Genomic DNA, 25,957 nt, shown 5'->3' on the forward strand with positions numbered 1-25,957 from the left:
ATTTCTTTTTTGTAAATGAAAAATTCATTATTTCGTGAAAAAAAATTCACAGTAATGTTACATTTCTCACAGAAACAGTAAGACTATATGTAGTAACATTTTAATCAAAAGATAACAACATATTGGTGGAGGGTTATAAATGTTACAAAATAATACACGTGGAGAAGAAGAATTAATGAAAGTGTTTGAGACAATAGTCCACGGCAATGAACAAGATTTGATGCAAGAAAATGCAAATGTAGACGGCCGCTCTCCAATGGGCGTAATGGGAACGTTCGCATCTGAGAGTGCAAAATATTATGCTGTTGAGAATTTATTGTCAGATCAAGTGAAAAAAGCGATAAATGAAAATATATTATATCCACATGATTTAGATTTTTATGCAACAGGAACGACGACTTGTTCACAAATTCCGTTAGCGCAAATGCTTGCTAACGGTTTTCATACTGGACATGGACATATGAGACAACCGCAAGACATTAAAAGTGCATTGGCTCTTTCGTCTATTATTTTTCAAGCGAATCAAAATATGCAGCATGGTGGTCAATCGTTTGCACTCTTTGATATTGATTTAGCACCTTATGTACGAAAAACAATTGAGAGACATAAAAAACGATTACAATCATATCCGCTTACGAAAGAACAAATAGAAGAATTCGCATGGAAAGAAACGGAAAATGATACGTATCAAGCGTGTGAGGCTTTCGTTCATAATTCGAATAGTATGCATAGTAGGGGCGGAGGACAAGTACCGTTTATTTCTATTAATTACGGAACAGATACATCAAAAGAAGGAAGAATGTTAATTAAACAACTTTTAAAAGCGACACAAGCTGGACTTGGTAAAGGAGAGACACCGATTTTTCCGATTCAAATTTTCAAGATGAAAAAAGGTGTGAATTTTGAAGAAAGTGATCCGAACTACGATTTATTTGAATTAGCATTAGAGACAACCGCAGAGCGATTATTCCCTAACTTTTCATTTTTAGATGCTCCGTTTAATGCAGTGCATTATGATGGAAGACCAGAAAGTGAAGTATGTTACATGGGATGTCGTACCCGTGTTATGTCTAATATACATGGAGAAGAAACAGCGATTGGTAGAGGGAATTTATCATTTACGTCTATTAATTTAGTGAAATTAGCGTTAATTAGTGGTTCAAAAGAAGCGTTTTTTGAAGCGCTAAACTATTATTTAGATTTAGGAATTAAGCAGCTATTAGAAAGATATGCGTATCAATGTACGAAACGAGCAAGAGATTTTCAGTTTTTATATTCACAAGGTGTATGGCGTGGTGGAGAAACGTTGCAGCCTGAAGACTCCGTAGCCTCGATTTTAAAACAAGGGACGTTAAGTATTGGTTTTATCGGTCTTGCGGAATGTTTAGTAGCTTTAACAGGAAAGCATCATGGGGAAGATGGAGAATCATGGAAACTTGGGTATGAAATTATTTCCTTTATGAGAGATAGAATGGATAAAGCGACAGAAGAACATCAACTGAATTTCTCAGTAATTGCAACTCCAGCAGAAGGATTATCAGGGAAGTTTGTGAAAAAAGATAGAGAAGAATTTGGTGAAATTAACGGTATAACGAACCATAATTACTATACGAATTCATTCCATATTCCAGTTTATTATAACATTCAAGCGATAAATAAAATCCGTTTAGAAGGCCCGTTCCATGCTCTCTGTAATGGAGGACACATTACTTATATTGAACTAGATGGAGCAGCAATGCATAACAAAAAGGCATTAAAACAAATTGTACAAGCCATGGCAGAACATGGCGTTGGATACGGTTCAATTAATCATCCTGTTGACCGTTGTAAGTGCTGTAGTTATCACGGGGTTATTGGGAATGAATGTCCAAGTTGCGGGAATAAAGATGAGGCTAATATAGAAAGAATTCGCCGTATAACAGGCTATCTTGTAGGAGATATGTCGAAGTGGAATAGTGCGAAACGTAGTGAAGAGATAGATCGGGTGAAACATAAATGAAAGTGATGAATATTATTCATGATAGTGTAGTAGATGGAGAAGGATTGCGGACAGTCGTGTTTTTTGCGGGCTGTCCGCATCGTTGCGTTGGTTGCCATAATCCGAAATCGTGGAATATTTGCAATGGAACGGAAATGACAGTAGAAGAAATTGTGAAAGAGATTGCAAGTAATCCATTAACTGATGTAACATTTTCAGGTGGAGATCCATTTTTTCAAGCTGCTGAAGTGAAAAAGGTAGCAAAAATCGTGAAAGATTTGAAAAAAAACCTATGGATGTATACAGGTTATACGTTAGAAGAGATACAGAGTTCTCAAAATAATGATATGATAGAGTTGTTACATTATGGGGATGTTTTAGTCGATGGAAGGTTTGAAATTGAGAAAAAAGATTTAACACTTCCATTTCGCGGAAGCTCCAATCAACGTATTATTCGATTGAAAGAGTAAAAAGGCGGGATAGATTATATGAATAAAACAGTATTGCTTGTTGAAGATGAAAGAAGATTACGTGAAATTGTTAGTGATTATTTTCGTAATGAAGGCTTTGAAGTAATCGAAGCAGAAGATGGAAAAAAAGCGTTAGAGTTATTTGCAGAGCATGAAATTGATTTAATTATGTTAGATATTATGTTACCGGAAATAGATGGATGGTCTGTTTGTAGAAGAATTAGAAAAGAATCAGCAGTACCAATTATTATGTTGACAGCACGTTCGGATGAGGATGATACATTGCTAGGTTTCGAATTAGGTGCAGACGAGTATGTAACGAAACCATTTAGCCCGAAAGTATTAGTAGCTCGCGCAAAGACGTTATTGAAACGTGCGGATGGTGCGGTAGGAGTAGCGGAAGAAAATGCTATGTCTTTAGCTGGAATAGAAGTAAATCGTCTATCTAGAACTGTTTTAGTAGATGGAGAAGAAATTATATTGACACATAAAGAATTTGAACTTCTTGTGTATTTAATGGAGAACAAAGGAATCGTGTTATCACGTCAACATTTATTAGATCAGTTATGGGGATATGACTATTACGGTGATGACAGAACGGTTGATACCCATATTAAAAAACTTCGAAATAAGCTAGGAGATAAAGCGAAGCATATCGGTACTGTTATTCGAGTTGGTTATAAATTTGAAGAATAATCTAGAACGATTTGTGTAATTTAGCCTAGGGAAATGGCGATTTTATACTCTCTTTTGAAGGTAGAATGTACAAAAAATACTTTTTTTGTCTACAATGTTAGATAGGAGTATTTTTTTAATTAGATTTCACGATGAGTTCACAAGAAGGACACAAAACGTGACTATACTGAAAATACGAATTCACCAGAGAGGGGAAATAAAACATGGGATATTACGACGGACCAAATTTAAATGAAGAGCATAGTGAAACGAGAGAAGTGAGAAAATCAGGTAGTAAAAAAGGCTATTTCTTCACAGGTTTAGTGGGGGCTGTAGTCGGAGCGGTTTCGATTAGTTTTGCAGCACCATATATGCCATGGGCTCAAAATAATGGAGCGCCAGTATCATCATTTAGTTCGGATTCAAAAGTAGAAGGTACTGTAGTTCCTGTTGTAAATAAAGCGAAAAATGAAACTGATTTACCTGGTATGATTGAAGGGGCGAAAGATGTTGTTGTAGGTGTTATTAATATGCAACAAAGTGTTGATCCATTTGCAATGCAACCGACAGGTCAAGAACAACAAGCTGGTTCAGGATCAGGTGTTATTTATAAAAAAGCAGGGAATAAAGCATATATCGTAACAAACAACCACGTAGTAGATGGTGCAAATAAACTTGCTGTAAAACTAAGTGATGGTAAAAAGGTAGATGCAAAGTTAGTAGGGAAAGATCCTTGGTTAGACTTAGCTGTTGTTGAAATTGACGGGGCTAATGTGAATAAAGTTGCAACTTTAGGTGACTCAAGTAAAATCCGCGCGGGTGAAAAAGCAATTGCAATCGGTAACCCACTAGGTTTTGATGGAAGTGTAACGGAAGGTATAATCAGTAGTAAAGAACGTGAAATTCCAGTTGATATTGATGGCGATAAACGACCAGATTGGCAAGCACAAGTTATTCAAACAGATGCAGCGATTAACCCTGGTAACAGTGGTGGTGCATTATTTAACCAAAATGGTGAAATAATTGGGATTAACTCAAGTAAAATTGCACAACAAGAAGTTGAAGGAATTGGATTTGCTATTCCAATTAATATCGCAAAGCCAGTTATTGAATCACTTGAAAAAGACGGAGTAGTGAAACGTCCAGCGCTTGGAGTAGGTGTCGTTTCATTAGAAGATGTGCAAGCTTATGCAGTCAATCAATTGAAAGTACCGAAAGAAGTAACGAATGGTGTTGTATTAGGTAAAATTTACCCAATATCACCTGCTGAAAAAGCTGGTTTAGAGCAATATGATATTGTAGTAGCATTAGATAATCAAAAAGTAGAGAATGCGCTTCAATTCCGTAAATATTTATATGAAAAGAAAAAAGTAGGCGAGAAAGTAGAAGTTACATTCTACCGTAACGGTCAAAAAATGACGAAATCGGCTACTTTAGCAGATAATTCAGCTACAAAGAATCAATAATCGAAATAAAAGAAAGTCTCTTTCATATTGAAAGAGACTTTCTTTATCGGCTATACTAAAGGAATAGGAGGGATTAATTATGACAATTGAAAACCCAACTCGTACGGAAATTGGTGAAGTGTTAAAGAAAAGCAAAACAATTGCGGTTGTTGGATTATCAGATAAGCCAGAACGTACATCGTATATGGTTTCAAAAGCAATGCAAGATGCTGGATACCGCATTATTCCAGTTAATCCAACAGTAGATGAGGTGCTTGGAGAAAAGGCAGTTTCTTCACTAAAGGATATTAAGGAACACGTTGACATAGTAAATGTATTTCGTCGCTCAGAGTTTTTAATGGATGTTGCAAAAGAATTTGTAGAGATTGATGCAGATGTTTTTTGGGCACAATTAGGAGTACAAGATGAGGATACATACAAATTTTTAAAAGAAAAAGACTATACTGTAATAATGGATCGTTGTATTAAAGTAGAACATGCGATGACAAAATAGTATAGATTTAAAGGTAGAAAGATTGATTCAGCCCTCATTATAGATAAGTAGGGCCGATGAACGAGGTGTTCATCATGAGATTTTTTAAAGGCTGTTTTTGGGGGTTGTTATTTGTAATCCCATTTTGGATCTTGATCATTTGGATCATAATAAAGGTTTGGAATGTGTAATCTTGGAATACATATCCATTTCTCGTTGACAAACGATTATTTTTCTGAAATAGTAGCCTAGAGGAATCCTTGTGAGAAAACAAGGATTTTTCTATTGAAAATGGTATATAAAAGAGATAAGATAACTTGCCAAAACTATAGTCGAGGCGTTATTCTATAATAGAAACATATGTTCTGATTTTGGATTAGGAAAGGGGCAAGGAGTTTGGCGAAGCATCAGTTCCAATATAATGAAGATGCGATTCAAGTGTTAGAAGGACTTGAAGCCGTTCGAAAACGCCCGGGTATGTATATCGGGAGCACGGACAGCCGTGGATTGCATCATTTAGTATATGAAATAGTAGATAACTCCGTTGACGAAGCGTTAGCGGGATTTGGCGACGAAATTTCAGTCGTAATACATAAAGATAATAGTATTAGCGTTATAGATAAAGGGCGAGGAATGCCTACGGGAATGCATAAACTTGGGAAACCTACACCTGAAGTTATTTTAACTGTACTTCATGCCGGTGGTAAGTTTGGTCAAGGTGGTTACAAAACGAGTGGTGGTTTGCACGGGGTTGGGGCATCGGTTGTAAATGCCTTATCAGAATGGTTAGTCGTAACGATTAAGCGTGACGGAAATATTTACGAACAACGCTTTGAAAATGGCGGTGTTCCTGTAACGACGCTTGAGAAAATCGGGAAGACGAAAGAGTCTGGTACTACGATGCATTTCAAACCAGATACAACGATTTTCAGCACAACAAATTATAATTATGAAACATTATGTGAGAGATTACGTGAATCTGCATTCTTATTAAAAGGAATGAAAATCTCAATAAAAGATGAACGAAATGATTTAGAGGATGTATTTCATTATGAAACGGGAATTGAAGCTTTCGTTTCATATTTAAACGAAGAAAAAGATTCCATTCATCCAGTTGTATATTTCACTGGTGAACAAAATGGAATTGAAGCAGAACTAGCATTTCAATTTAACGATGGCTACTCAGAAAACATTTTATCGTTTGTAAATAACGTACGTACAAAAGATGGTGGAACACACGAAGCTGGATTTAAAACAGCGATGACGCGTGTGTTTAACGAGTATGCTCGTAAAGTAGCACTATTAAAAGAAAAAGATAAAAACTTAGAAGGCACAGATATTCGTGAAGGTGTAGCGGCTATCGTTTCGGTACGTGTACCAGAAGAAGTGCTTCAGTTTGAAGGGCAAACGAAAGGGAAACTAGGTACAAGTGAAGCGCGTTCTTCAATTGATGCCATTGTATCTGAGCATTTAGCATACTTTTTAGAAGAAAATCCTGATGTAGCTACACTTCTTGTGAGAAAAGCAATTAAAGCAGCACAAGCCCGTGAAGCAGCCCGTAAAGCAAGAGAAGAAGCGCGTAGTGGTAAGAAAAAGAAAAAATCAGAAGGTACGTTAAGCGGGAAATTAACACCTGCACAATCACGTAACCCGCAAAAAAATGAACTGTACCTAGTAGAGGGTGACTCTGCCGGTGGTTCTGCGAAACAAGGACGAGACCGACGTTTCCAGGCCGTATTACCGTTACGTGGTAAAGTAATTAATACAGAAAAAGCAAAGCTTGCTGATATCTTTAAAAATGAAGAGATTAATACAATCATTTATGCGATTGGCGGCGGTGTAGGAAATGAATTTGATGTTGAAGATATTAACTACGATAAAGTTGTAATTATGACCGATGCCGATACGGATGGGGCTCATATTCAAGTATTGTTATTAACGTTCTTCTACAGATATATGAAGCCACTTATCGAAGCTGGTAAAGTGTTTATCGCACTTCCTCCTTTATACAAAGTAAGTAAAGGAAAAGGTAAGAGTGAGGTAATTGAATACGCTTGGTCAGATGAGGAATTAGACGGTGTAACGAAAAAAGTTGGAAAAGGCTATATGTTACAACGTTATAAAGGACTTGGTGAAATGAATGCGGATCAATTATGGGAAACAACAATGAATCCTGAAACGCGTACATTAATTCGCGTGAAAATTGATGATGCAGCAAGAGCAGAGCGTCGCGTTACAACATTAATGGGCGATAAAGTAGAACCGCGCCGTAAATGGATTGAACGTAATGTACAGTTTGGTATGCAAGAAGAAGGAAATATTTTAGAAAATGAAATGATTATGGAGACGGAGGTGGAATAACATGCAAGCAGAGAAGTTTCATGACCTCCCGCTTGAAGACGTGTTAGGTGATCGCTTTGCACGTTATAGTAAATATATTATTCAAGATCGTGCACTTCCAGATGCACGTGATGGCTTAAAGCCAGTACAAAGACGTATTTTATATTCTATGTATGTAGAAGGTAATGTACATGATAAAGCGTTTCGTAAATCAGCTAAAACAGTAGGTAATGTTATCGGTAATTATCATCCACATGGAGATTCCTCTGTATATGAAGCAATGGTACGCTTAAGCCAAACTTGGAAAGTACGTAATGTTTTAGTTGAAATGCATGGTAATAACGGTAGTGTTGATGGGGACCCAGCGGCAGCGATGCGTTATACGGAAGCTCGTTTATCACCAATCGCATCTGAATTATTACGTGATCTTGATAAAGAAACAGTTGAATTCGTGTCAAACTTTGATGATACGAGTGAAGAACCGGTTGTATTACCAGCAGCGTTCCCGAATTTATTAGTGAACGGATCTACAGGGATTTCCGCTGGTTATGCAACAGAAATTCCTCCGCATCATCTTGGAGAAGTTATTGATGCTACAATGATGCGTATTGATAAGCCAAATAGTACTGTTGATGATTTATTAACAGTTATGAAAGGACCAGATTTCCCAACAGGCGGTATTATTCAGGGGATTGATGGTATTAAAAAGGCGTATGAAACAGGTAAAGGTAAAATTATTATTCGCGGAAAAGCAGAAGTTGAAACAGTGCGCGGTGGGAAACAACAAATTGTAATCACTGAAATTCCTTACGAAGTGAATAAGGCAAATCTTGTAAAGAAAATGGATGAATTACGTCTAGATAAAAAGTTAGATGGTATTGCTGAAGTGCGTGATGAGACAGATCGTACTGGTTTACGAATTGTTGTTGAATTAAAGAAAGAAGCAAACGCCGAAGGTATTTTAAATTATTTATATAAAAATACAGATTTGCAAATTCCATATAACTTTAATATGGTAGCGATCAATAATCGTCGTCCAACACTTATGACATTACCGAAAATTTTAGATGCTTATATTGGACATCAAAAAGAGGTTATTACGAGACGTTCGCAATATGAATTAAGAAAAGCAGAAAATCGTCAACATATTGTAGAAGGTTTAAAGAAAGCATTATCGATTTTAGACCAAGTAATTGAAACAATTCGAGCTTCAAAAGATAAACGTAACGCGAAAGATAATTTAAGTGCAAAATTTGGCTTTACAGAAGCACAGGCAGAAGCAATTGTTTCCTTGCAATTATATCGCTTAACGAATACAGACATTACGGCGTTACAAGAAGAAGCAGATGAGCTTAATAAGAAAATTATTGAGCTACAGGCAATTTTACAAAGTGAAAAAAGATTACTTCAAGTAATTAAAACAGATTTAAAGAGAGTTAAGAAAACATATAGTGATGATCGACGCGCAATTATTGAAGATCAAATCGAGGAAATTAAAATCGATGTAGAAGTGATGATCCCACAAGAAGATGTCATCGTTACTGTAACGAAAGAAGGATATGTGAAACGTACTGGATGGCGCTCACACAATGCCTCAAACGGCAAAGACTTCGGTATGAAAGAGGGTGACATCTTACTTGAACGATTCGATACGAATACGACAGAGACAGTCCTCTTATTTACGAATAAAGGAAACTATATATATCTGCCAGTATACGAAATGCCAGATATTCGTTGGAAAGATTTAGGTCAGCACGTTGCTAATATCGTTTCACTCGACCGGGATGAAACAATCATTTGGGCAACGGTTGTACAGAACTTTGAGGAAGAAAAACGATTTATCGTATTTGTAACAAGAAATGGTATGATAAAGAAAACAGAATTAAATCAATATAAAGTTCAGCGTTATTCAAGGGCATTCGTTGCTGTAAACTTGAAAAAAGATGATGAAGTTGTCGATATATTTGCGACAGATGGAACGAGTGATATCGTTCTTGCTACACACGGTGCATATGCACTTATTTTCCATGAAGATGAAGTAAGTCCAGTCGGTGTAAGAGCTGCTGGCGTGAAAGCAATTAATTTAAAAGAAGATGACTATGTCGCTTCTGGTAAACCGTTAAATGGTGACAAAGATCAACTTATTCTCGTAACACAGCGCGGTGCTGTAAAACGTCTAAAAGCATCAGAAATTGAAAAATCAACGAGGGCGAAACGAGGTCTTGTTATTTTCAAAGAATTAAAACGTAATCCGTACCGCATTGTCGGTATTGAAATTGTTCGGGACGATGAATTAGTTTACATGAAGACAGAGAAAAACATTGTAGAAGAGATTGATCCGAAAGCGTATCGAAATAAAGACCGATATAGTAATGGTAGCCTAGTGCTAGATGTTAATGATACTGGTGAAGTAGTAGAAACGTGGACGAAGAAAAGACCAGAATAAAGAGGGCATCTTGCTATGAATAATAGCAAGATGCTTTTTTCTAGGCAATTTATTATGTAAATAATAATAATCTTGTTATAATAACTCGATGAAATCGTTCTCATAAAGTGAAACTTTAATCAATGGGGATTTTCTTTATCCACACTGATTATTAGTTGAACCAATCGGGCTTTAACAAGCAGTTGATTTCTCACCTAATTCCTTAGCTTTCGCTGAATTTTTGGTTAGGAATCTTACTGCCTGTTAAAGCGGGACAAATGGAGGGGCAACATGAAAAAAATAGGTGTAGGGATTGTAGGATTTGGTTTTTCTAGTACGACATTTCATATCCCACTATTACAAACGATAGAAGAATATGATATTCGTGCTGTATTATCCTCAAAAGAAGAGGTAGTAAAAGAAACATTACCAAATGCTAATGTTGTTAGTACAATTGATGAATTGGTGAAGCGAGCTGATGTTGACTTAGTTGTTATTACATCACCTAATACAACTCATTTTCCATATGTAAAAGAAGCAATTTTAAACGGTAAGCATGTTGTTGTAGAAAAACCATTTGTTGTCTCAATTGAAGAAGGGGAAAAGCTTATTTCATTAGCAGAGCAGCATAATGTAATGTTAAGCGTATATCATAATCGTCGTTTTGATAATGATTTCTTAACAATTAAGAAATTGTTAGGAGAAAACAGAGTAGGGAATGTATACGCATATGAATCGAATTTTGATCGTTTCCGTCCACATGTACGTGATCGATGGAGAGAAAAAAATCTACCAGGCTCCGGTATATTATACGATTTAGGGTCGCATTTAATTGACCAAGCGTTATCAATATTCGGGAAACCAGATGCGATAAGTGCAGATGTAATAAAACAACGACCAGGTGCAGAGGTGGATGATTATTTCCACATAGTACTTCATTACGGAGTTAAACGTGTCATTTTACGTAGTAGCAGTTATGTGAAAAAAGCTGGACCGCATTTTATAGTGCATGGAGAGAAAGGTTCTATCGTGAAGTACGGTATGGATTCGCAGGAAGAGCAATTAAAAAATGGAATGAAGCCAGGTGATAACGGTTATGGAGTAGACGATGAAGAGAATTTTGCTACTTTAGAAACAGAAGAAAGCTTAGAGCGTATTCCAACAGAAGTCGGTTGTTATGACAATTATTATAAAGGTGTACGAGATAGTATATTAAATGGTGAGAAACTACCTGTAACAGCAAAAGAAGGTTTAGATGTTATTAAACTGATTCAATTAGCGATTGAAAGCAGTGAAAAAGGTAGAGTCATTTCTATAAAATAAAAAGACACGAAATTCGTGTCTTTTTATTAGGAATATGTGAATATGATTAATTATTTAGTTTAGTCGTTTATCATACATTAATTGGATGTGTATGCCATAAGGATCTTCAATAATACCATATGCTTCACTAAATATATTTTTTTCTAGCGGAGAGATTATTTTCACATGCTTATCGGAAATTAAATTATTATAAAACCTTTGTATTTCTTCTAAATTAGCGCTTTGAATGCAAAGTGACATGTTATTTCCAACGTTATAACGTTCATTAGTATTCATTGTATCTTCTGCTATCATTAGCTTTGTGTTCCCAATTTGTAAAACAGAGTGAGCAATATGTTCTTTATTTTCACTTGTAATTTTAAAAGAACGATCTCTTTTCGCCAGTTCTTCATACGTAACAACCATTAATTTTTTGGCTTCTAAATTACGTGTATAAAAGTTAATTGCCTCCTTTGCTTGCCCATTCATTGAGAGAAAAATAGCTATTTCTAATGTCATAAATTTACAACTCCTTTATTAGTTAATAATTATAATATAGACTAAAAAGGTTTCAATACATGACACCTTTCGGGAGGTAAATATGAAAAAAACGGAACGAATAAATGACATGCTTATTTTCTTAAATAATAAAAGATATTTTAATTTAAAAGATTTAATGGCTAGATATGATATTTCTAAAAGTACAGCTTTACGAGATATTCAATCATTGGAAGAAATAGGTGTACCCATATATTCTGAACTAGGTAGAAATGGAAGTTATAAAATTATAGAAAATAGTGTGTTATCGCCAATTTATTTTAGTGTGGATGAAATGTATGCGTTATACTTTTCGATTCTTACGCTAAATGGATACAAGACAAAACCATTTAATATAGAAAGTATTGCGCTTGAAAATAAATTTAAACATGTATTACCTGATAATGTGAGTAAAAATATTTCAATTATGGAACGAACGCTTTCCTTTGAAGTAACAAATCATAGTAATTTTAGTCCGTTCTTAAAAGAAATTTTACAGGGAATTTTTGCTGAGCGAGTTTATTATTTAACATATTTAAAAAAAGATGAGGAGAAAGTATTGGTCGCCCAATTTATTCGAATCGAATCTAAATTTGGCCAGTGGTATGCTAAAATCTTTAATTTTGAGACAAATGGTGTTCAAATAATTAGATGTGATAAAATTCTTTCTATTGAGGAAACAAGCAACACGAATTCAAAAAATCTTGAAGAACTATTAAGTTATCTTACAAACTTTCACAGAAAACCTGATGCAATTGATTTTAGTGTCATTGTTAATCAAAAAGGAAAAGATATTTTTGATAAAGAGAATTATCCTTCCATGAGGATACAAAAAGAAAATGAAAATTATAGTATAACAGGCTATTTTAACAAGCAAGAAATTGAGTTTATTTCAAGTTATTTTCTAAATTTTGGTGAAACAATTATTTCAATTCAGCCTGTGATGCTAAAAGAGTTAATCTATAATAAGGTGTTATCTATAAAGCAGCATTTAACTTCTTTAAGATAAAGTTAGTTTTAGTCATTTTTTGATATGAAAAAGCCCTTGCGATTTAAATATCCAAGGGGCTTTTTGGTGATTTTATTTGTTCTTTAGAAAAATTACTTTTGTGGAACAGAAAGACCATAGAAGAACATCGTAACGATATCTTTTATATGTTTTTCCCGATCTCCTTTAAGAAGTTGTGCTCCAAATTCATCACCTAATTTTGTAAACATTTGAATGTAAAGTAACATCATTTCTTTAGTAAGGTGTGGATTAATTTCGTTTTTGCGCTGAGCTCGTTCTAATATTTCTAAATACCAGGGTAGGATTTTTTCATTTTGATAACTATAAATAAACTTACGGAGTTCTTCGTCCCTTTGCATCATTTGTAGTAACATATCAGGTTGAAATAATCCGCCAGTATTCATTTTTCTTACAATCATTTTTTGCATCATATCATGAAAAGGTAATTTTTCTTCTGCAAGCTCTTTATAATATTGAAATTCAGATATGATAAATTCTTGTATAAGCTCCCTAAATAACGCATCTTTACTTCCGAAATGATTATAAATTGTAACTTGAGAAACGTTTGCTTCTTTTGCGATATGTTCTATTTTCACTTCATTAAATCCACGTTCTGAAAATAATAAGAATGCTGCTTCTTTAATGGCACGCTTTTTCTTTTCTTTTACTCTTTCAAAGCCGTTCAATGCAATCACCTCACTTAAAATATACAAGAAAAAATAATGGAAAACAATAATTTTGAAATATGGACTGATAAATATTTCAAAAAGTTGTTGCGAATATGAAAGATGAGGAGTACAATGATTTTGAAATATCACATATTAAATATTTCAAAAAATGAGGTGGAATTATGATTTCAGTTCAAGATGTCACAAAACAGTTTTCGAATGGAAAAGGTTTGTTTCATATTACATTTGATGTAAAAAAGGGAGAAGTATTTGGTTATTTAGGCCCAAATGGTGCTGGAAAATCAACGACGATTCGTAATTTAATGGGATTTATAAAACCGACAGCTGGTAAAGCGACAATTTTTGGATTAGATTGTTGGAATGAAGCAGCGAAAATTCAAAGGGAAGTTGGTTATCTACCGGGTGAAATTTCTTTTATTGAAGGAATGAACGGATTAGAGTTTTTAAAATTAATGCAAGGAATGCGTGGATTAAAGGATACGAAAAGACGAGATGAACTGATAGAGCGTCTGCAATTTGATGTGAAAACACCGATTCGCAAAATGTCTAAAGGAATGAAGCAAAAAGTAGGGATAGTCGCTGCATTTATGCACGATCCAGAGGTGTTAATTTTAGATGAGCCAACATCTGGACTTGATCCACTTATGCAGCAAGTGTTTATAGATTTAATATTAGAGGAAAAGCAAAGAGGAAAAACAATTCTTATGTCTTCGCATATTTTCACTGAAATTGAGAGAACTTGTGACAGAGTAGCTATTATTAAAGATGGTCGACTCGTAACGGTTGAAAATATTCACGATTTACAAAGTATGAGAAGACAGGTGATAGATGTAACAGTATCATCACAAGAAGAGATTGAGTCTCTTACAAAGTGTAATTTGCAATTTGAAGCGGTAAAAGGCAGAGAGGCATCTATCATTGTACAAGGAAACTATCAAACTGTTTTACAAACACTTTCAAACTACAATGTAACGGCACTTCAAACGAGAGCGATGGATTTAGAACATTTATTTATGCATTATTACGATAAGAAAGAAGGGATAACGCATGAATAAGCAATTATTTTTAGCTAGTTTGAAAGAAACACAAAAAAGTATTTTGAGTTATGCGTCTGGTGCAGCTTTATATCTGTGGTTATTAATTTGGATATTCCCGTCAATGGTATCAGCGAAAGGGCTAAATGAATTAATAGGTGCCATGCCTGATAGTGTGAAAAAAATCGTTGGTATGGAAAGTCCGATTCAAAACGTAATGGATTTTCTAGCGGGCGAATACTATAGTTTATTGTTTATTATCATTTTAACAATTTTTTGCGTAACAGTTGCGACACATTTAATTGCTCGTCATGTAGATAAAGGAGCAATGGCATACATGCTAGCAACACCTGTATCTAGAGTGCAAATTGCGATTACACAAGCTGCTGTTCTCATATTGGGACTTCTGATTATTGTATCTGTTACGTATGTAGCTGGGTTAGTAGGTGCAGAATGGTTTTTACAAGATAATAACTTAAATAAAGAGTTATTTTTGAAGATAAATGTAGTCGGAGGGCTCATATTTTTAGTCGTTAGTGCGTATTCATTTTTCTTTTCTTGTATATGTAATGACGAAAGAAAAGCACTAAGTTATTCAGCGAGTTTAACTATCTTATTTTTCGTATTGGATATGGTAGGGAAGTTAAGTGATAAGTTAGAATGGATGAAAAACCTATCATTATTCACGCTGTTTCGTCCGAAAGAAATTGCTGAAGGATCATATAATATATGGCCGGTAAGCATAGGTTTAACTGCTGTAGCGCTTTGTATTTTTATCGTAGCGATTGTAGTATTTAGGAAGAGGGATTTACCGTTATAGAGTAGAAAGTCCACTGAGAAAGTGGGCTTTTTTTATTTGTAAATTTAAACTAGTATGTTTATTGCATCCTTATAAAGGATATTTATCTTTTTAATTACAAAAATATTCAAAAAAGTGAACCTTTTTCTAGGTTCATACGTCTAATACATGTAAAGTTAAATTGGAAGTGATGAAGTGAGGATGAAGCAGGAGGAGCGATTGTGAAAGTAATCCCTTTATATAAAATGGTTATAAAAGAAGAAACGGATGTTTCTTTAGCGAAAAAAGGTGATCATGAAGCCTTTATAGCGCTTATACATACAGAAAAAGTGAAGATGTATCGAATAGCAAAGGCGATGTTACGTGATGAGACAAATATAGAGGATGCGATACAGACAACAATTTTAAAAGCCTATGAAAATATAAAAAAATTAAAAAAAGAAGAATTTTTTCACACTTGGTTAATTCGAATACTAATAAATGAGTGTAACAATATTATTAGAGCGTATAAAAATGTAATTGTGACAGAAGAGAATGATTACAATATGAGTGCGTGTGATCAGTATGAAGATATAGATTTGTGTAATGCGATTCAATCGTTACATGAAGAATTAAGAGCTGTTACGGTGCTTTATTATTATGAAGATATGAATCAAGAGAGTATAGCAAAGCTGTTAGAAATACCGAAAGGAACAGTGAAATCAAGATTATCACGCGCGAGGGAACAACTACAAAAACGATTAAAGATGGAATAGGGGGTGTAAAGGATGGATAATGAAAAATTATTTGATGAGAAATTAAAAAAGAGAATAAAAGATGAAAATGTTATAGTACCTCCAGAGTTAAATGAAAAGATTAATGGTACGCTACATAATCTTAAGGTAAAAAAGAAGAGTTACAAAATTCATATGATGATAATTAGTGCAGCGGTTTGTATACTTTCAGTGGTATCTATGTCTGAGTTTTCTATACAAAGTTTTGCGCAAAATGGTGGAGTATTTGAATATGTAAAGAAAAAAGCGTTTTCTGATTATGAAAATGAAGAAGAAATAAAATCGAATGTACATTATCCAGATAAAGAAAAGATTCATCAAAAAATGCTAGATTCTATTGATTATTTTAAAAATATTTCAGGACAATTTGAGGAATATTCTAGCTCATCAAGAATTGCTACAACATATAAGTATGCGATTGATACGGAGAAACAAAGAGGTATCTCTTCGAAAGAAGATAAACTAGCCAAAAAACGAACAATTATATATAACGAGGGCAAGAAAAAAGAGTTTGATGATGAGAAGTATACCTATAAAGAGACAAAATGGAACCCGAAAGAAAGAAACAATGAACTATTAAAATTAAATCCTACGGAAAGGTTAGTGAGAAAATCAGATGAGAAAAAGAGATATGATGATGAATATGTAGGGCTAGCTAAATATAGTATTCAATCAGAATTCGCAGATTTATTAATTCGATATAAAGATTGGAATTATAAAGAAACGAAATATCTTGGATTAGATTGTTACAAAATTGAAGGAGTTATAAACATAGAGATGCCTGTTAGCACCTCTGAAGATTTAAGAGGGAAATTCGAAATGGTTGTGGAGAAAAATACAGGGATTATGTTGAAATTTCTTAGTTTTCAAGAAGGCTTGATTCAATATTCAGTTACGACTGAATGGATACAAATAGATAAGGGATTGAAAGAAAGTATGTTTCAAAAGGATAGCGCTAAATATGAAAAAATGAGAAACATATTGGATCAATAGAAACAGGAGGAGAGTAAATGGGGAATCATTCATCTTTAAGAGAAGAGAAAAATAAGCAAAAATATAAAAAGAAAAAGATAACAAGTTTACTACTGGCGGTATTACTATTTGGTGGAATTGGCTATGGAGCCTATGTATATATGAAAACTTCTAGTCTTGTACAAAAATCTAATTTGAATTTAGCACGAGGTGAAAAATCCAATTTACGTGAGAAATCTGTAAAGCCAATTGCAAATCATGTTTCACTTTTAATTATGGGAATTGATGAAAATCAAGAACGACAAAAGGAATATAATGGTGCATTTCATACAGATGCATTATTGTTAGCGACTTTTAATAAAGACGATAAAACAGTGAAATTAACAAGCATACCGCGTGATACATATACATATGTTCCAGTTGAAAAGAAAAAAGATAAAATAACCCATGCATATGGAAGTGGTTTCGTTAAAAATGGTAAAGATGGAGGACCGCAAGCTTCTGTGGAAGCGGTAGAAAAATTGTTACAGGTGCCTGTTGATTATTTTGTGAAATTTAATTTTGGTTCCTTTACTAAAATTGTTGATGGGTTAGATGGTATTGAAGTGGATGTCCCAGTTGAATTTACGGAGCAAAATAGTAAAGATGAACCTGATGCGATTCATTTGAAAAAAGGATTACAAAAATTAAATGGGGAAGAAGCACTTGCACTAGCAAGAACGCGCCATATTGATAGTGATGCAATGAGAGGACAGCGCCAACAACTTGTTATTGAAGCGATTTTAAGTAAATTAAAAAGTGTAGGATCGATTACGAAGCTAGAAAAAATAGTTTAGGCGGTTGATGGTGATTTTAAAACAAATTTAGTAATGGATGATATTTTATCTTTTTATAAATACGGTTTAAACGGTTCAGTTGAAAAAATACAATTAGCTGGTGATGATTTATACTTACCTAATGGCCCAAACGGGAAACGTGTATATTATTATAATCCTAATAAAAAAGATCTACAGAGTTTGAGTAATACTCTTAGAACACATCTAGGGTTAAGTGAAAAGCAAATTGAGGAGAATTAAAGCAGACGAAATGTCTGCTTTTTTATTTTTGTAGAAAAGATGTTTTTACATATATGCATTATTTATTAGCAATAATTAACAAGTATTCAAGCGGTAAATGAGATCGAAGTGATTAAAACAACGAATGTGTATGAATGCAAAATAAGGTTTGAACAACATATGGAATTTTTATGAATATTACTGTAAAAAAATAATTTTTTAAAAATTTTCAATAATAATACTTTACAAAAATTAAAAAATTAGTAGAATAAGAATTAGTAAGAATCGTCTGATAAATATATAGAGAAAAACAGAATTATCAGAAAATTCTTTAATAGCTATCGTTTAGAATTAGGGAGGGTACAGAAAATGAAAAAGAAAAAAATGAAAAAACTAACAGCAGTTGTAGTACCGGTTTTGGCAATGAGCATGGCACTAACAGCATGTTCTACATCAGGCGGAGATAAAAAGACAAGCACAAACTCAAGTGGAGATAGCAAGTCAGAGGGAAAATTAGCGGCAAAACAAGTGTTGAATCGAACAGTAAACCAAGAGATTCCAACGATGGATTCTTCTAAATCAACAGATACAGTATCTTCACAAATGCTAGGGAATACGATGGAAGGATTATATCGTCTTGATAAAGATAATAAACCTATTCCAGCTGCAGCAGAATCTAGCACGAAAAGTGAAGATGGTAAAAAATATACATTTAAACTACGTAAAGATGCAAAATGGTCAAATGGAGATCCAGTAACGGCGAAAGATTTCGTATATGCTTGGCAACGTCTATTAGATCCAAAAACAGCTGCTGAGTATGCATTTATCGCATTCCCGATTAAAAATGCAGAAGTAGTAAATAAAGGAGAAAAACCTGTAACTGAATTAGGAGTAAAAGCAGTAGATGATCTTACGCTTGAAGTTGAGTTAGAGCAAGCAGTACCGTACTTCTTAAACTTAGTAGCATTCCCATCATATTATCCATTAAACGAAAAGTTCGTTAAAGAAAAGGGCGAGAAGTTCGGTATAGAGTCTGATACAACAGTTTATAATGGACCGTTCGTTCTTAAAGATTGGAAGCATGAACAAGGATGGCAATTAAAGAAAAATGATCAATATTGGGATAAAAAGACTGTAAAACTTGAAGAAGTTAACTTCAGTGTTGTTAAAGAACCAGCAACTCTTATCAATTTATATGATAGCGGTCAAGTTGACTTTGCTTTATTAACTGGAGAGTTCGTAGATAAATACAGAAATAAGAAAGATGAATTCGGAACATATTCACAAGTGAGTACGTATTTCATTCGTATGAACCAAAAACGTGATGGACAAGATACACCATTAAAGAGTAAAAAGTTACGTGAAGCAATTGCACTATCAGTTGATAAAAAGAATTTAGCAAACGTAATTTTAAATGATGGATCAAAAGAAGCTGACTTCTTAGTACCAAAAGGTTTAGCAACTGGACCAGACGGTAAAGACTTCCAAGAAACGTTTAAAAATGGTTTAAAACCAAATGCTAAAAAAGCTGCTGCAGCTTGGGAAGAAGCGAAAAAAGAGCTAGGTAAAGACCAAGTTACAATTGAATTCTTAAACTACGATACTGGTAATGCGAAAAAAGTTGGCGAATATATTAAAGATCAGATTGAGAAAAACTTAAAAGGTGTAACAGTTAACATTAAACTTCAACCATTTAAGCAAAAACTAAAATTAGAAACTGAACAACAATATGATATTTCGTATGGCGGATGGAATCCGGATTATGCAGATCCAATGACGTTCTTAGATATGTTTGAGACTGGACATTCTCATAACCAAATGAGCTTCTCTGACCCTAAATATGACGGCATGGTGAAAAAAGCTGGAACGGAATTAATGAGCGATGCGAAAAAACGTTGGGAAGAGTTAGGAAAAGCTGAAAAAACATTACTTGAAGAAGATGTAGCGATTGTACCTTTATATCAACGAGGAGATTCTTATGTTTTACAACCAAATGTAAAGGGAGTAGTAAAACATAATATCAGTCCAGAATTTAGCTTTAAGTGGGCATATGTGACTGAAAAATAATAGAGTTGAAAAAGCATTTAAAAGTGGCTTAGCTACTTTTAAATGCTTTTTTTGTGAGCTTAAAATACTAATTTTTAGTGTGGTTAAATAGAGGAGAATAAGGTGTATAGTATGTACATATAGTAGATGGGGGATAAATCCTACTAAATTAAAAAAAACCAGGATATTTAAAAAACTATTTACAAATACGAAAAAAAGAGTAGAATAACATTAGTTGCAATTTTCTGAAAAATAAATCTTTAGTAAGGGGTCTCTCAAGGGTTGGTAATGTACATATAATTAGGGAGGGTACAAAAATGAAGAGAAAAAAGATGAAAAAGTTAACGGCAGTTGTAGTACCAGTTTTAGCGATGAGTGTTGCATTGACAGCATGTTCTGGGTCAGGTGGGGAAAAGAAAACGACTACTACATCAAATAGTGGGGAAGAAAAAAAATCTGATATTAAATATGCAGCGAAACAAGTATTAAATCGTACGGAAAACCAAGAAATTCCGACGATGGATACTTCTAAATCTACTGATACATTAGGTTCGCAAATTTTAGGGAACACGATGGAAGGCCTATATCGCCTTGATAAAGATAATAAGCCAATTCCTGCTGCGGCAGAGTCTAGTACGAAAAGTGAAGATGGTAAAAAGTATACGTTTAAACTGCGAAAAGATGCAAAATGGTCAAATGGTGATCCTGTAACAGCGAAAGATTTCGTTTTTGCGTGGAAGCGCTTACTTGATAAGAATACTGCAGCAGAATATGCATTTATTGCTTACTATATTAAAAATGCAGAAGCGATTAATAAAGGAGAAAAACCTGTAACTGAATTAGGAGCGAAGGCGGTAGATGATTACACGCTAGAAGTAGAATTAGAAAAACCGGTACCGTATTTCTTAAATTTATTAGCATTCCCATCATACTATCCATTAAATGAAAAATTCGTAAAAGAAAAAGGTGATAAGTACGGTTTAGAAGCAGATACAACTGTGTATAACGGTCCATTCGTTATGTCTTCATGGAAACATGAACAAGGTTGGCAGCTAAAGAAAAATGATAAGTACTGGGATAAAAAGACTGTGAAATTAGAAGAAATTAACTATAGTGTAGTAAAAGAGGTTGCAACGAAAGTAAACTTATATGATACAGGATCAATTGATTTTACATTACTATCAGGAGAGTTTGTAGATAAATATAAATCGAACAAAGAAGAATATGGTGAGTATGCGGAATCAAGTACATTCTTCTTACGTTTAAATCAAAAACGTAACGGACAAGATACGCCTTTAAAGAGCAAAAAACTTCGTGAAGCAATTGCATTATCAGTTGATAAAAAAGGATTGGCGAATGTAATTTTAAATAATGGATCAAAAGCAACAGATCAATTGGTTCCAAAAGGACTTGCGACAGGACCAGATGGTAAAGATTATCAAGATACATTTAAAAATGGTCTGAAATATAATCCGAAAAAAGGAGCAGCAGCGTGGGAAGAAGCGAAAAAAGAACTTGGAAAAGATCAAGTTACAATTGAATTGCTAAGCTATGATGATGGAACTGCGAAAAAGATTGCTGACTATGTAAAAGATCAAATTGAGAAAAATTTAAAAGGTGTAACGATTAATACGAAAATTCAGCCGTTCAAACAAAAATTAAAATTAGAAACTGCGCAAGATTATGAAATTTCTTATGCAGGTTGGAGTCCAGACTATGCGGACCCAATGACATTTATTGATATGTTTGAATCGAAGAGCCCGTACAACCAAATGAGTTATTCAAATCCAAAATACGATGAAATGGTAGGAAAAGCAGGTAATGAATTAATGAGTGATGCGAAAAAACGCTGGGAAACGTTAGGGAAAGCTGAAAAATTATTCCTTGAAGAAGATGCAGGGTTAGTTCCTTTATATCAAACAGGAAGATCGTATGTAATGAAACCGAATGTAAAAGGAATTGTGAAACATAACATCAGTCCAGAATATAGCTTTAAGTGGGCGTATGTAACTGAGGATGGCGGAAAAAAATAAAGTGAAAGCATTTCAAAAGTGGCTGAGCTGCTTTTGAAATGCTTTTTAGTATGTATAAGGGAATAAATCTCGTTAGCCTATTGAGAATCGGGTAGGTAATTAGGAAGGTTCTATCGGAGGGATTTAGAGAGGTCAGTAAGTAGTAAGACAGATGATAGTAAGAGACCTCATGCTAATAAGAAAAATATAGAACGTAGTAATAGAGTGGAATAAGGGGAGGGATGTTTACATATAGTAGACGGGGATAATTCATATAGTAGTTAAAACAACAAGTTACTATAATAAAAAAATAAATATTTAGAAAATTTACAAAAATACTTTACAAAATTTTAAAAAATAGTAGAATATTAATTAATAAGAATTTTCTGATAACGAAAGTTAGTAGAGAAATTCTAAATGTTAATATCGTACATATAATTGGGGAGGGTACAAAAAATGAAGAGAAAAAAGATGAAAAAATTGACAGCGGTCGTAGCACCAGTTTTAGTAATGAGTATGGCATTAACAGCTTGCTCTGGATCAGGAGATAAAGAGAAGGCAAGCACAACACCAAAAAGCGGTGAAAAAGAAGGCGGAAAGCTAGCGGCGAAGCAAGTGCTTAATTTAACAGAGTCTCAAGAGATTCCATCTATGGACTCTGCTAAAGCGACAGACCAAGTATCGTTTCTAGCTTTAAACAACGTAATGGAAGGTTTATATCGACTTGATAAAGATAATAAAGCAACACCAGGAGTTGCTGAATCATATAAAAAGAGTGATGATGGTAAAAAGTATACATTTACATTAAATAAAAATGCAAAATGGTCAAATGGAGACCCTGTAACAGCGAAGGATTTCGTGTTTGCTTGGAAACGTGCGGTAGATAAAAATACAGCAGCGGAATATGCATACATTATGTTTGATTTAAAGAACGCAAAAGCAATTAATGATGGGAAAGCACCACTTGATACGTTAGGTGTAAAAGTTGTAGATGATTACACATTAGAGGTAGAATTAGAAAATCCAGTTCCTTACTTTGTAGAATTAACTTCATTCGGAACATTCTATCCGTTAAATGAAAAATTCGTAAAAGAAAAAGGTGAAAAATTTGGTTTAGAAGCAGATACAACGTTATACAACGGACCATTTACATTAACAGACTGGAAACATGAAGAAGGATGGAAATTAAAGAAAAATGCACAATATTGGGATAATAAAACAGTTAAGTTAGATGAAATCAACTTTAACGTAGTAAAAGATAGCGGTACACGTGTAAACTTATATGAAAGCGGACAAATCGATCGTGCGGGACTTACATCTGAAATGGTTGACAAATATAAATCAAATCCAGACTTTTATACACAAAAAACACCATCAACGTTCTTCTTACGTTTAAACCAAAAACGTGGTGGGCAAGATACAGTATTAAAGAACAAAGATTTACGTTTAGCGATTGCAAAGGCATATGATAAAAAAGGCTTAACGAACGTTATTTTAAATGACGGATCTACACCAGCAGATTACTTAGTACCAAAAGAATTTGCTAAGAGTCCAGATGGAAAAGACTTCCGTAAAGAAAATGGAGATATTTTAAAAACAGATGTGAAAAAAGCAAAAGAGCATTGGGAAAAAGCGAAAAAAGAACTTGGAAAAGAGCAAGTAACGATTGAGCTATTAAACTACGATAGCGATAATGCGAAGAAAGTAGGAGAATTCTTAAAAGGAGAACTTGAGAAAAACTTACCAGGGTTAACAGTGAACTTGAAAAATCAACCGTTTAAACAAAAATTAAAATTAGAATCAGATTTAGATTATGATTTATCTTACGCTGGTTGGGGCCCTGACTACTTAGATCCAATGACATTCATTGATATGTTCGTTACAAATGGTCCTCATAACCAAACTGGATATTCAAATCCAAAATATGATGAAATTGTAGAAAAAGGTAAAGGCGAGCTATTAACGAAAACGAAAGAACGTTGGGATAGCTTACTAAAAGCTGAGAAAATATTACTTGATGATGCTGTAATTGCACCATTATATCAACGTGGTGATGCTATCGTTCAAAGACAGAAAGTAAAAGGTATTGTTCACCATCCGGTTGGTGGAGACTACAGCTATAAATGGGCATATATTACAGAGGATAAGTAAGATGAGGGGCGTACAATACGCCCTTTTTTCTATGCACTTTTCTTCCGTGCTCGAATATATAAAATAAAAAAGGGAGAATCCCATGAAACGAAACACATACATCGATTTCCTAGCTTATTACGGAATAGGAAGTGCTCATCCTGGTGGCTTTACGTTAACAAAACAATTGTTAGCACAACTGCCTTTTAAATATGGAGCGAATGTCCTTGAGATAGGTTGTGGTACGGGGAAAACAGCGGCGTATATGACAAGGGAATTTGGCTATAAAGTAACAACGGTTGAAAAGAATGAAATTATGATTCAAAAGGCAAAAGATAGATGGTTGTTTGAAGGGTTAGATATACAATTAATTGAAGGAAATGTAGAGCATTTACCGTGTTTGAATAACTCATTTGAGTTCGTACTTGGAGAATCAATCATCGCTTTTACAGACAAAGAAAGGGTTATCTCGGAGTGTTATCGTGTATTACAGCAGGACGGTAAGCTTGTTGTCATTGAAATGATTATTGATAGGCACATTGATAAGGGTGAGGAAGAAAAAATCGCCCAATTATATGGCATGAAAGAACTGTTAACTGAGAATGAGTGGGTACAATTATTTCAGAAAGCAAATTTTAAAAGAATTACAATTGCGGGTGGTGGCACGATTGCAGAAACAATCTCTGGCTATGTAGAAGAGCCAGAATGGAATGTATCCTCACATATTCCGAATGAGTTATATGAGGCGTGGGCACAGCATGAAAATGTACGGCTTATGTACCAACACATTTTAGGGCATCGTATTTTTATATGTGAAAAATAAAGAAAAAGAGTTGGCTAAAGGTAGCCAACTCTTTACTATGTTAAATGAAAAATAATGCAGCTAATGTAATTCCGAAGATGAAACCAAATCCGAGTTCAACACCCCAGCCACAACCGCCGCCGCCCCAGCCGCCGCAACCACAACTACTACAACCACGACCACCACATCCGCAGCTGCTGAATCCACCACCGCATCCGAATCCACAACTATCACACCTGCTAAGGCCTCCACAAAGGTCACAACCACCGTTTGCATAAGCGTCGTAGTATCCGAACCCTGAATCAAAAGATGAGCGCTGTTGCACCGGTTCGATCCATACAGAGTTTTGTGTCACATCGATTATTTTACCTAAATGTATACGGCCATCACGGTCTTCAATCCGAACAACTTTTCCGAAATAACGTTGGCATGTATCATAACATTTTTGTCTATGCATATTCTTTCCTCCTTCCGCATTACAGTAATACGATATGTAAGGGGGACAAGTGCGGCTTGTACGAATGCCCTATCTATCATAATTGTTATAGGAAAGGGGAAATATAAGAAGAGGATATATAAGGAGGAAAAGGCATGAAATCTACAGATCAGTTTCAGACATACGAAGTACCATGGGAAGATTTTATTGAAGCGTTACGAGAGGAAATGAAGAAGCAAGTAGGGACAGATATTATTGATACAGTAGTTTGCAATTTAGAAGATGGTTTTGAAGTGTATACATATGTGCAGGGGGATTTAGATTTTGAATATAAGGAAGCGCTTGAGAGAAAATACGGAAGTGATGCGAAGATACCTAATGTGTTAACGATAATGTTATTAGCTAGTATTTATAATACAAGTGAAGAGAATATACGCTTGCATGCGGATAATAAAGAGAATCCGATTGTTGAAGTGTATGTAAAGCAATGAAACACGCTGTGGAAGGCGTGTTTTTTATTTGTATGATAAAATGT

At 34.4% G+C, this 25,957-nt stretch carries 21 protein-coding genes and 1 pseudogene; 19 read left to right on the top strand and 3 right to left on the bottom strand.

What is annotated here, in order from left to right; all coding sequences use genetic code 11:
* The first annotated feature begins 139 nt into the window (after positions 1–139).
* The 8 genes from ACK1U5_RS00600 (at position 140) to ACK1U5_RS00635 (ending at position 11,149) form a co-directional block, all read left to right on the top strand.
* Positions 140–1,999 (top strand): anaerobic ribonucleoside triphosphate reductase, encoded by a 1,860-nt coding sequence (locus ACK1U5_RS00600; RefSeq protein ID WP_000940073.1) that lies wholly within the window; start codon positions 140–142, stop codon positions 1,997–1,999.
* A complete protein-coding gene (nrdG, locus tag ACK1U5_RS00605) occupies positions 1,996–2,448 on the top strand; it encodes an anaerobic ribonucleoside-triphosphate reductase activating protein (protein WP_000867078.1) in 453 nt (150 codons plus the stop codon). The genes ACK1U5_RS00600 and nrdG overlap by 4 nt, the downstream gene beginning before the upstream one ends.
* Positions 2,449–2,466: 18 nt before the next feature.
* Positions 2,467–3,144, top strand: a complete 678-nt coding sequence (locus tag ACK1U5_RS00610) for a response regulator transcription factor (RefSeq protein ID WP_001044679.1) — start codon at positions 2,467–2,469, stop codon at positions 3,142–3,144.
* Between the two features lie 203 nt (positions 3,145–3,347).
* Positions 3,348–4,589: a S1C family serine protease gene (locus tag ACK1U5_RS00615; protein WP_000542641.1), complete on the top strand. Its 1,242-nt coding sequence runs from the start codon at positions 3,348–3,350 to the stop codon at positions 4,587–4,589.
* A gap of 79 nt (positions 4,590–4,668) precedes the next feature.
* Complete coding sequence (locus ACK1U5_RS00620) at positions 4,669–5,082, top strand: CoA-binding protein (protein ID WP_000151387.1); 414 nt, start codon at positions 4,669–4,671, stop codon at positions 5,080–5,082.
* Between the two features lie 375 nt (positions 5,083–5,457).
* On the top strand, positions 5,458–7,422 hold the full coding sequence (gene parE / locus ACK1U5_RS00625; protein ID WP_001062202.1) for a DNA topoisomerase IV subunit B: 1,965 nt from the start codon (positions 5,458–5,460) through the stop codon (positions 7,420–7,422).
* A gap of 1 nt (position 7,423) precedes the next feature.
* The gene (parC, locus tag ACK1U5_RS00630) at positions 7,424–9,847 is read left to right on the top strand and encodes a DNA topoisomerase IV subunit A (RefSeq protein WP_001147465.1); all 2,424 of its coding nucleotides are present in this window, start codon (positions 7,424–7,426) and stop codon (positions 9,845–9,847) included.
* 270 nt (positions 9,848–10,117) lie between these two features.
* The gene (locus tag ACK1U5_RS00635; RefSeq protein WP_048568324.1) at positions 10,118–11,149 is read left to right on the top strand and encodes an oxidoreductase; all 1,032 of its coding nucleotides are present in this window, start codon (positions 10,118–10,120) and stop codon (positions 11,147–11,149) included.
* 54 nt (positions 11,150–11,203) lie between these two features.
* On the opposite strand, the gene ACK1U5_RS00640 is transcribed toward ACK1U5_RS00635, so the two are convergent.
* Entirely contained in the window at positions 11,204–11,647 is a 444-nt protein-coding gene (locus ACK1U5_RS00640; RefSeq protein ID WP_000171345.1) for a VOC family protein, read from the bottom strand.
* 82 nt (positions 11,648–11,729) lie between these two features.
* On the opposite strand from ACK1U5_RS00640, the gene ACK1U5_RS00645 reads away from it, so the two are divergent.
* Entirely contained in the window at positions 11,730–12,674 is a 945-nt protein-coding gene (locus ACK1U5_RS00645; RefSeq protein WP_084064042.1) for a helix-turn-helix transcriptional regulator, read from the top strand.
* Positions 12,675–12,766: 92 nt separating this feature from the next.
* Here ACK1U5_RS00645 and ACK1U5_RS00650 read toward each other — a convergent pair whose 3' ends face one another.
* On the bottom strand, positions 12,767–13,369 hold the full coding sequence (locus tag ACK1U5_RS00650; RefSeq protein WP_113710634.1) for a TetR/AcrR family transcriptional regulator: 603 nt from the start codon (positions 13,367–13,369) through the stop codon (positions 12,767–12,769).
* Between the two features lie 155 nt (positions 13,370–13,524).
* On the opposite strand from ACK1U5_RS00650, the gene ACK1U5_RS00655 reads away from it, so the two are divergent.
* The 9 genes and pseudogenes from ACK1U5_RS00655 (at position 13,525) to ACK1U5_RS00695 (ending at position 25,007) form a co-directional block, all read left to right on the top strand.
* Positions 13,525–14,418 carry an ABC transporter ATP-binding protein gene (locus tag ACK1U5_RS00655; RefSeq protein WP_029443026.1) on the top strand — a complete coding sequence of 298 codons (894 nt, stop codon included), beginning with the start codon at positions 13,525–13,527 and terminating at the stop codon, positions 14,416–14,418.
* Positions 14,411–15,217: an ABC transporter permease subunit gene (locus tag ACK1U5_RS00660; RefSeq protein ID WP_001041439.1), complete on the top strand. Its 807-nt coding sequence runs from the start codon at positions 14,411–14,413 to the stop codon at positions 15,215–15,217. Before ACK1U5_RS00655 ends, ACK1U5_RS00660 begins: the two co-directional genes overlap by 8 nt.
* A gap of 200 nt (positions 15,218–15,417) precedes the next feature.
* Entirely contained in the window at positions 15,418–15,951 is a 534-nt protein-coding gene (locus tag ACK1U5_RS00665) for an RNA polymerase sigma factor (RefSeq protein ID WP_000864758.1), read from the top strand.
* Positions 15,952–15,963: 12 nt separating this feature from the next.
* Positions 15,964–16,962 (top strand): hypothetical protein, encoded by a 999-nt coding sequence (locus ACK1U5_RS00670; RefSeq protein WP_000368243.1) that lies wholly within the window; start codon positions 15,964–15,966, stop codon positions 16,960–16,962.
* A 17-nt stretch (positions 16,963–16,979) separates the two neighbouring features.
* Positions 16,980–18,017: pseudogene (locus ACK1U5_RS00675) on the top strand (LCP family protein).
* 348 nt (positions 18,018–18,365) lie between these two features.
* Entirely contained in the window at positions 18,366–20,063 is a 1,698-nt protein-coding gene (locus ACK1U5_RS00680) for a peptide ABC transporter substrate-binding protein (RefSeq protein WP_000727532.1), read from the top strand.
* A 296-nt stretch (positions 20,064–20,359) separates the two neighbouring features.
* A complete protein-coding gene (locus tag ACK1U5_RS00685) occupies positions 20,360–22,075 on the top strand; it encodes a peptide ABC transporter substrate-binding protein (RefSeq protein WP_000823472.1) in 1,716 nt (571 codons plus the stop codon).
* A 435-nt stretch (positions 22,076–22,510) separates the two neighbouring features.
* Positions 22,511–24,205 (top strand): peptide ABC transporter substrate-binding protein, encoded by a 1,695-nt coding sequence (locus ACK1U5_RS00690; protein WP_113710635.1) that lies wholly within the window; start codon positions 22,511–22,513, stop codon positions 24,203–24,205.
* 82 nt (positions 24,206–24,287) lie between these two features.
* The gene (locus tag ACK1U5_RS00695) at positions 24,288–25,007 is read left to right on the top strand and encodes a class I SAM-dependent methyltransferase (protein ID WP_000828247.1); all 720 of its coding nucleotides are present in this window, start codon (positions 24,288–24,290) and stop codon (positions 25,005–25,007) included.
* A gap of 40 nt (positions 25,008–25,047) precedes the next feature.
* On the opposite strand, the gene ACK1U5_RS00700 is transcribed toward ACK1U5_RS00695, so the two are convergent.
* Positions 25,048–25,443 (bottom strand): hypothetical protein, encoded by a 396-nt coding sequence (locus tag ACK1U5_RS00700; RefSeq protein ID WP_000554977.1) that lies wholly within the window; start codon positions 25,441–25,443, stop codon positions 25,048–25,050.
* A gap of 134 nt (positions 25,444–25,577) precedes the next feature.
* Here ACK1U5_RS00700 and ACK1U5_RS00705 point away from each other — a divergent pair, with 134 nt between their 5' ends.
* The gene (locus tag ACK1U5_RS00705; RefSeq protein WP_087875641.1) at positions 25,578–25,913 is read left to right on the top strand and encodes a hypothetical protein; all 336 of its coding nucleotides are present in this window, start codon (positions 25,578–25,580) and stop codon (positions 25,911–25,913) included.
* Positions 25,914–25,957: the final 44 nt, after the last annotated feature.

The organism is Bacillus sp. XB1 (genome assembly GCF_053557995.1).

Excerpts from the sequence above, each read along its gene's own strand:
- ACK1U5_RS00600 (WP_000940073.1), top strand. The coding sequence starts at position 140 with ATGTTACAAAATAATACACGTGGAGAAGAAGAATTAATGAAAGTGTTT.
- nrdG (WP_000867078.1), top strand. The coding sequence starts at position 1,996 with ATGAAAGTGATGAATATTATTCATGATAGTGTAGTAGATGGAGAAGGA.
- ACK1U5_RS00610 (WP_001044679.1), top strand. The coding sequence starts at position 2,467 with ATGAATAAAACAGTATTGCTTGTTGAAGATGAAAGAAGATTACGTGAA.
- ACK1U5_RS00615 (WP_000542641.1), top strand. The coding sequence starts at position 3,348 with ATGGGATATTACGACGGACCAAATTTAAATGAAGAGCATAGTGAAACG.
- ACK1U5_RS00620 (WP_000151387.1), top strand. The coding sequence starts at position 4,669 with ATGACAATTGAAAACCCAACTCGTACGGAAATTGGTGAAGTGTTAAAG.
- parC (WP_001147465.1), top strand. The coding sequence starts at position 7,424 with ATGCAAGCAGAGAAGTTTCATGACCTCCCGCTTGAAGACGTGTTAGGT.
- ACK1U5_RS00635 (WP_048568324.1), top strand. The coding sequence starts at position 10,118 with ATGAAAAAAATAGGTGTAGGGATTGTAGGATTTGGTTTTTCTAGTACG.
- ACK1U5_RS00640 (WP_000171345.1), bottom strand. The coding sequence starts at position 11,647 with ATGACATTAGAAATAGCTATTTTTCTCTCAATGAATGGGCAAGCAAAG.
- ACK1U5_RS00645 (WP_084064042.1), top strand. The coding sequence starts at position 11,730 with ATGAAAAAAACGGAACGAATAAATGACATGCTTATTTTCTTAAATAAT.
- ACK1U5_RS00655 (WP_029443026.1), top strand. The coding sequence starts at position 13,525 with ATGATTTCAGTTCAAGATGTCACAAAACAGTTTTCGAATGGAAAAGGT.
- ACK1U5_RS00660 (WP_001041439.1), top strand. The coding sequence starts at position 14,411 with ATGAATAAGCAATTATTTTTAGCTAGTTTGAAAGAAACACAAAAAAGT.
- ACK1U5_RS00670 (WP_000368243.1), top strand. The coding sequence starts at position 15,964 with ATGGATAATGAAAAATTATTTGATGAGAAATTAAAAAAGAGAATAAAA.
- ACK1U5_RS00680 (WP_000727532.1), top strand. The coding sequence starts at position 18,366 with ATGAAAAAGAAAAAAATGAAAAAACTAACAGCAGTTGTAGTACCGGTT.
- ACK1U5_RS00685 (WP_000823472.1), top strand. The coding sequence starts at position 20,360 with ATGAAGAGAAAAAAGATGAAAAAGTTAACGGCAGTTGTAGTACCAGTT.
- ACK1U5_RS00690 (WP_113710635.1), top strand. The coding sequence starts at position 22,511 with ATGAAGAGAAAAAAGATGAAAAAATTGACAGCGGTCGTAGCACCAGTT.
- ACK1U5_RS00695 (WP_000828247.1), top strand. The coding sequence starts at position 24,288 with ATGAAACGAAACACATACATCGATTTCCTAGCTTATTACGGAATAGGA.
- ACK1U5_RS00700 (WP_000554977.1), bottom strand. The coding sequence starts at position 25,443 with ATGCATAGACAAAAATGTTATGATACATGCCAACGTTATTTCGGAAAA.
- ACK1U5_RS00705 (WP_087875641.1), top strand. The coding sequence starts at position 25,578 with ATGAAATCTACAGATCAGTTTCAGACATACGAAGTACCATGGGAAGAT.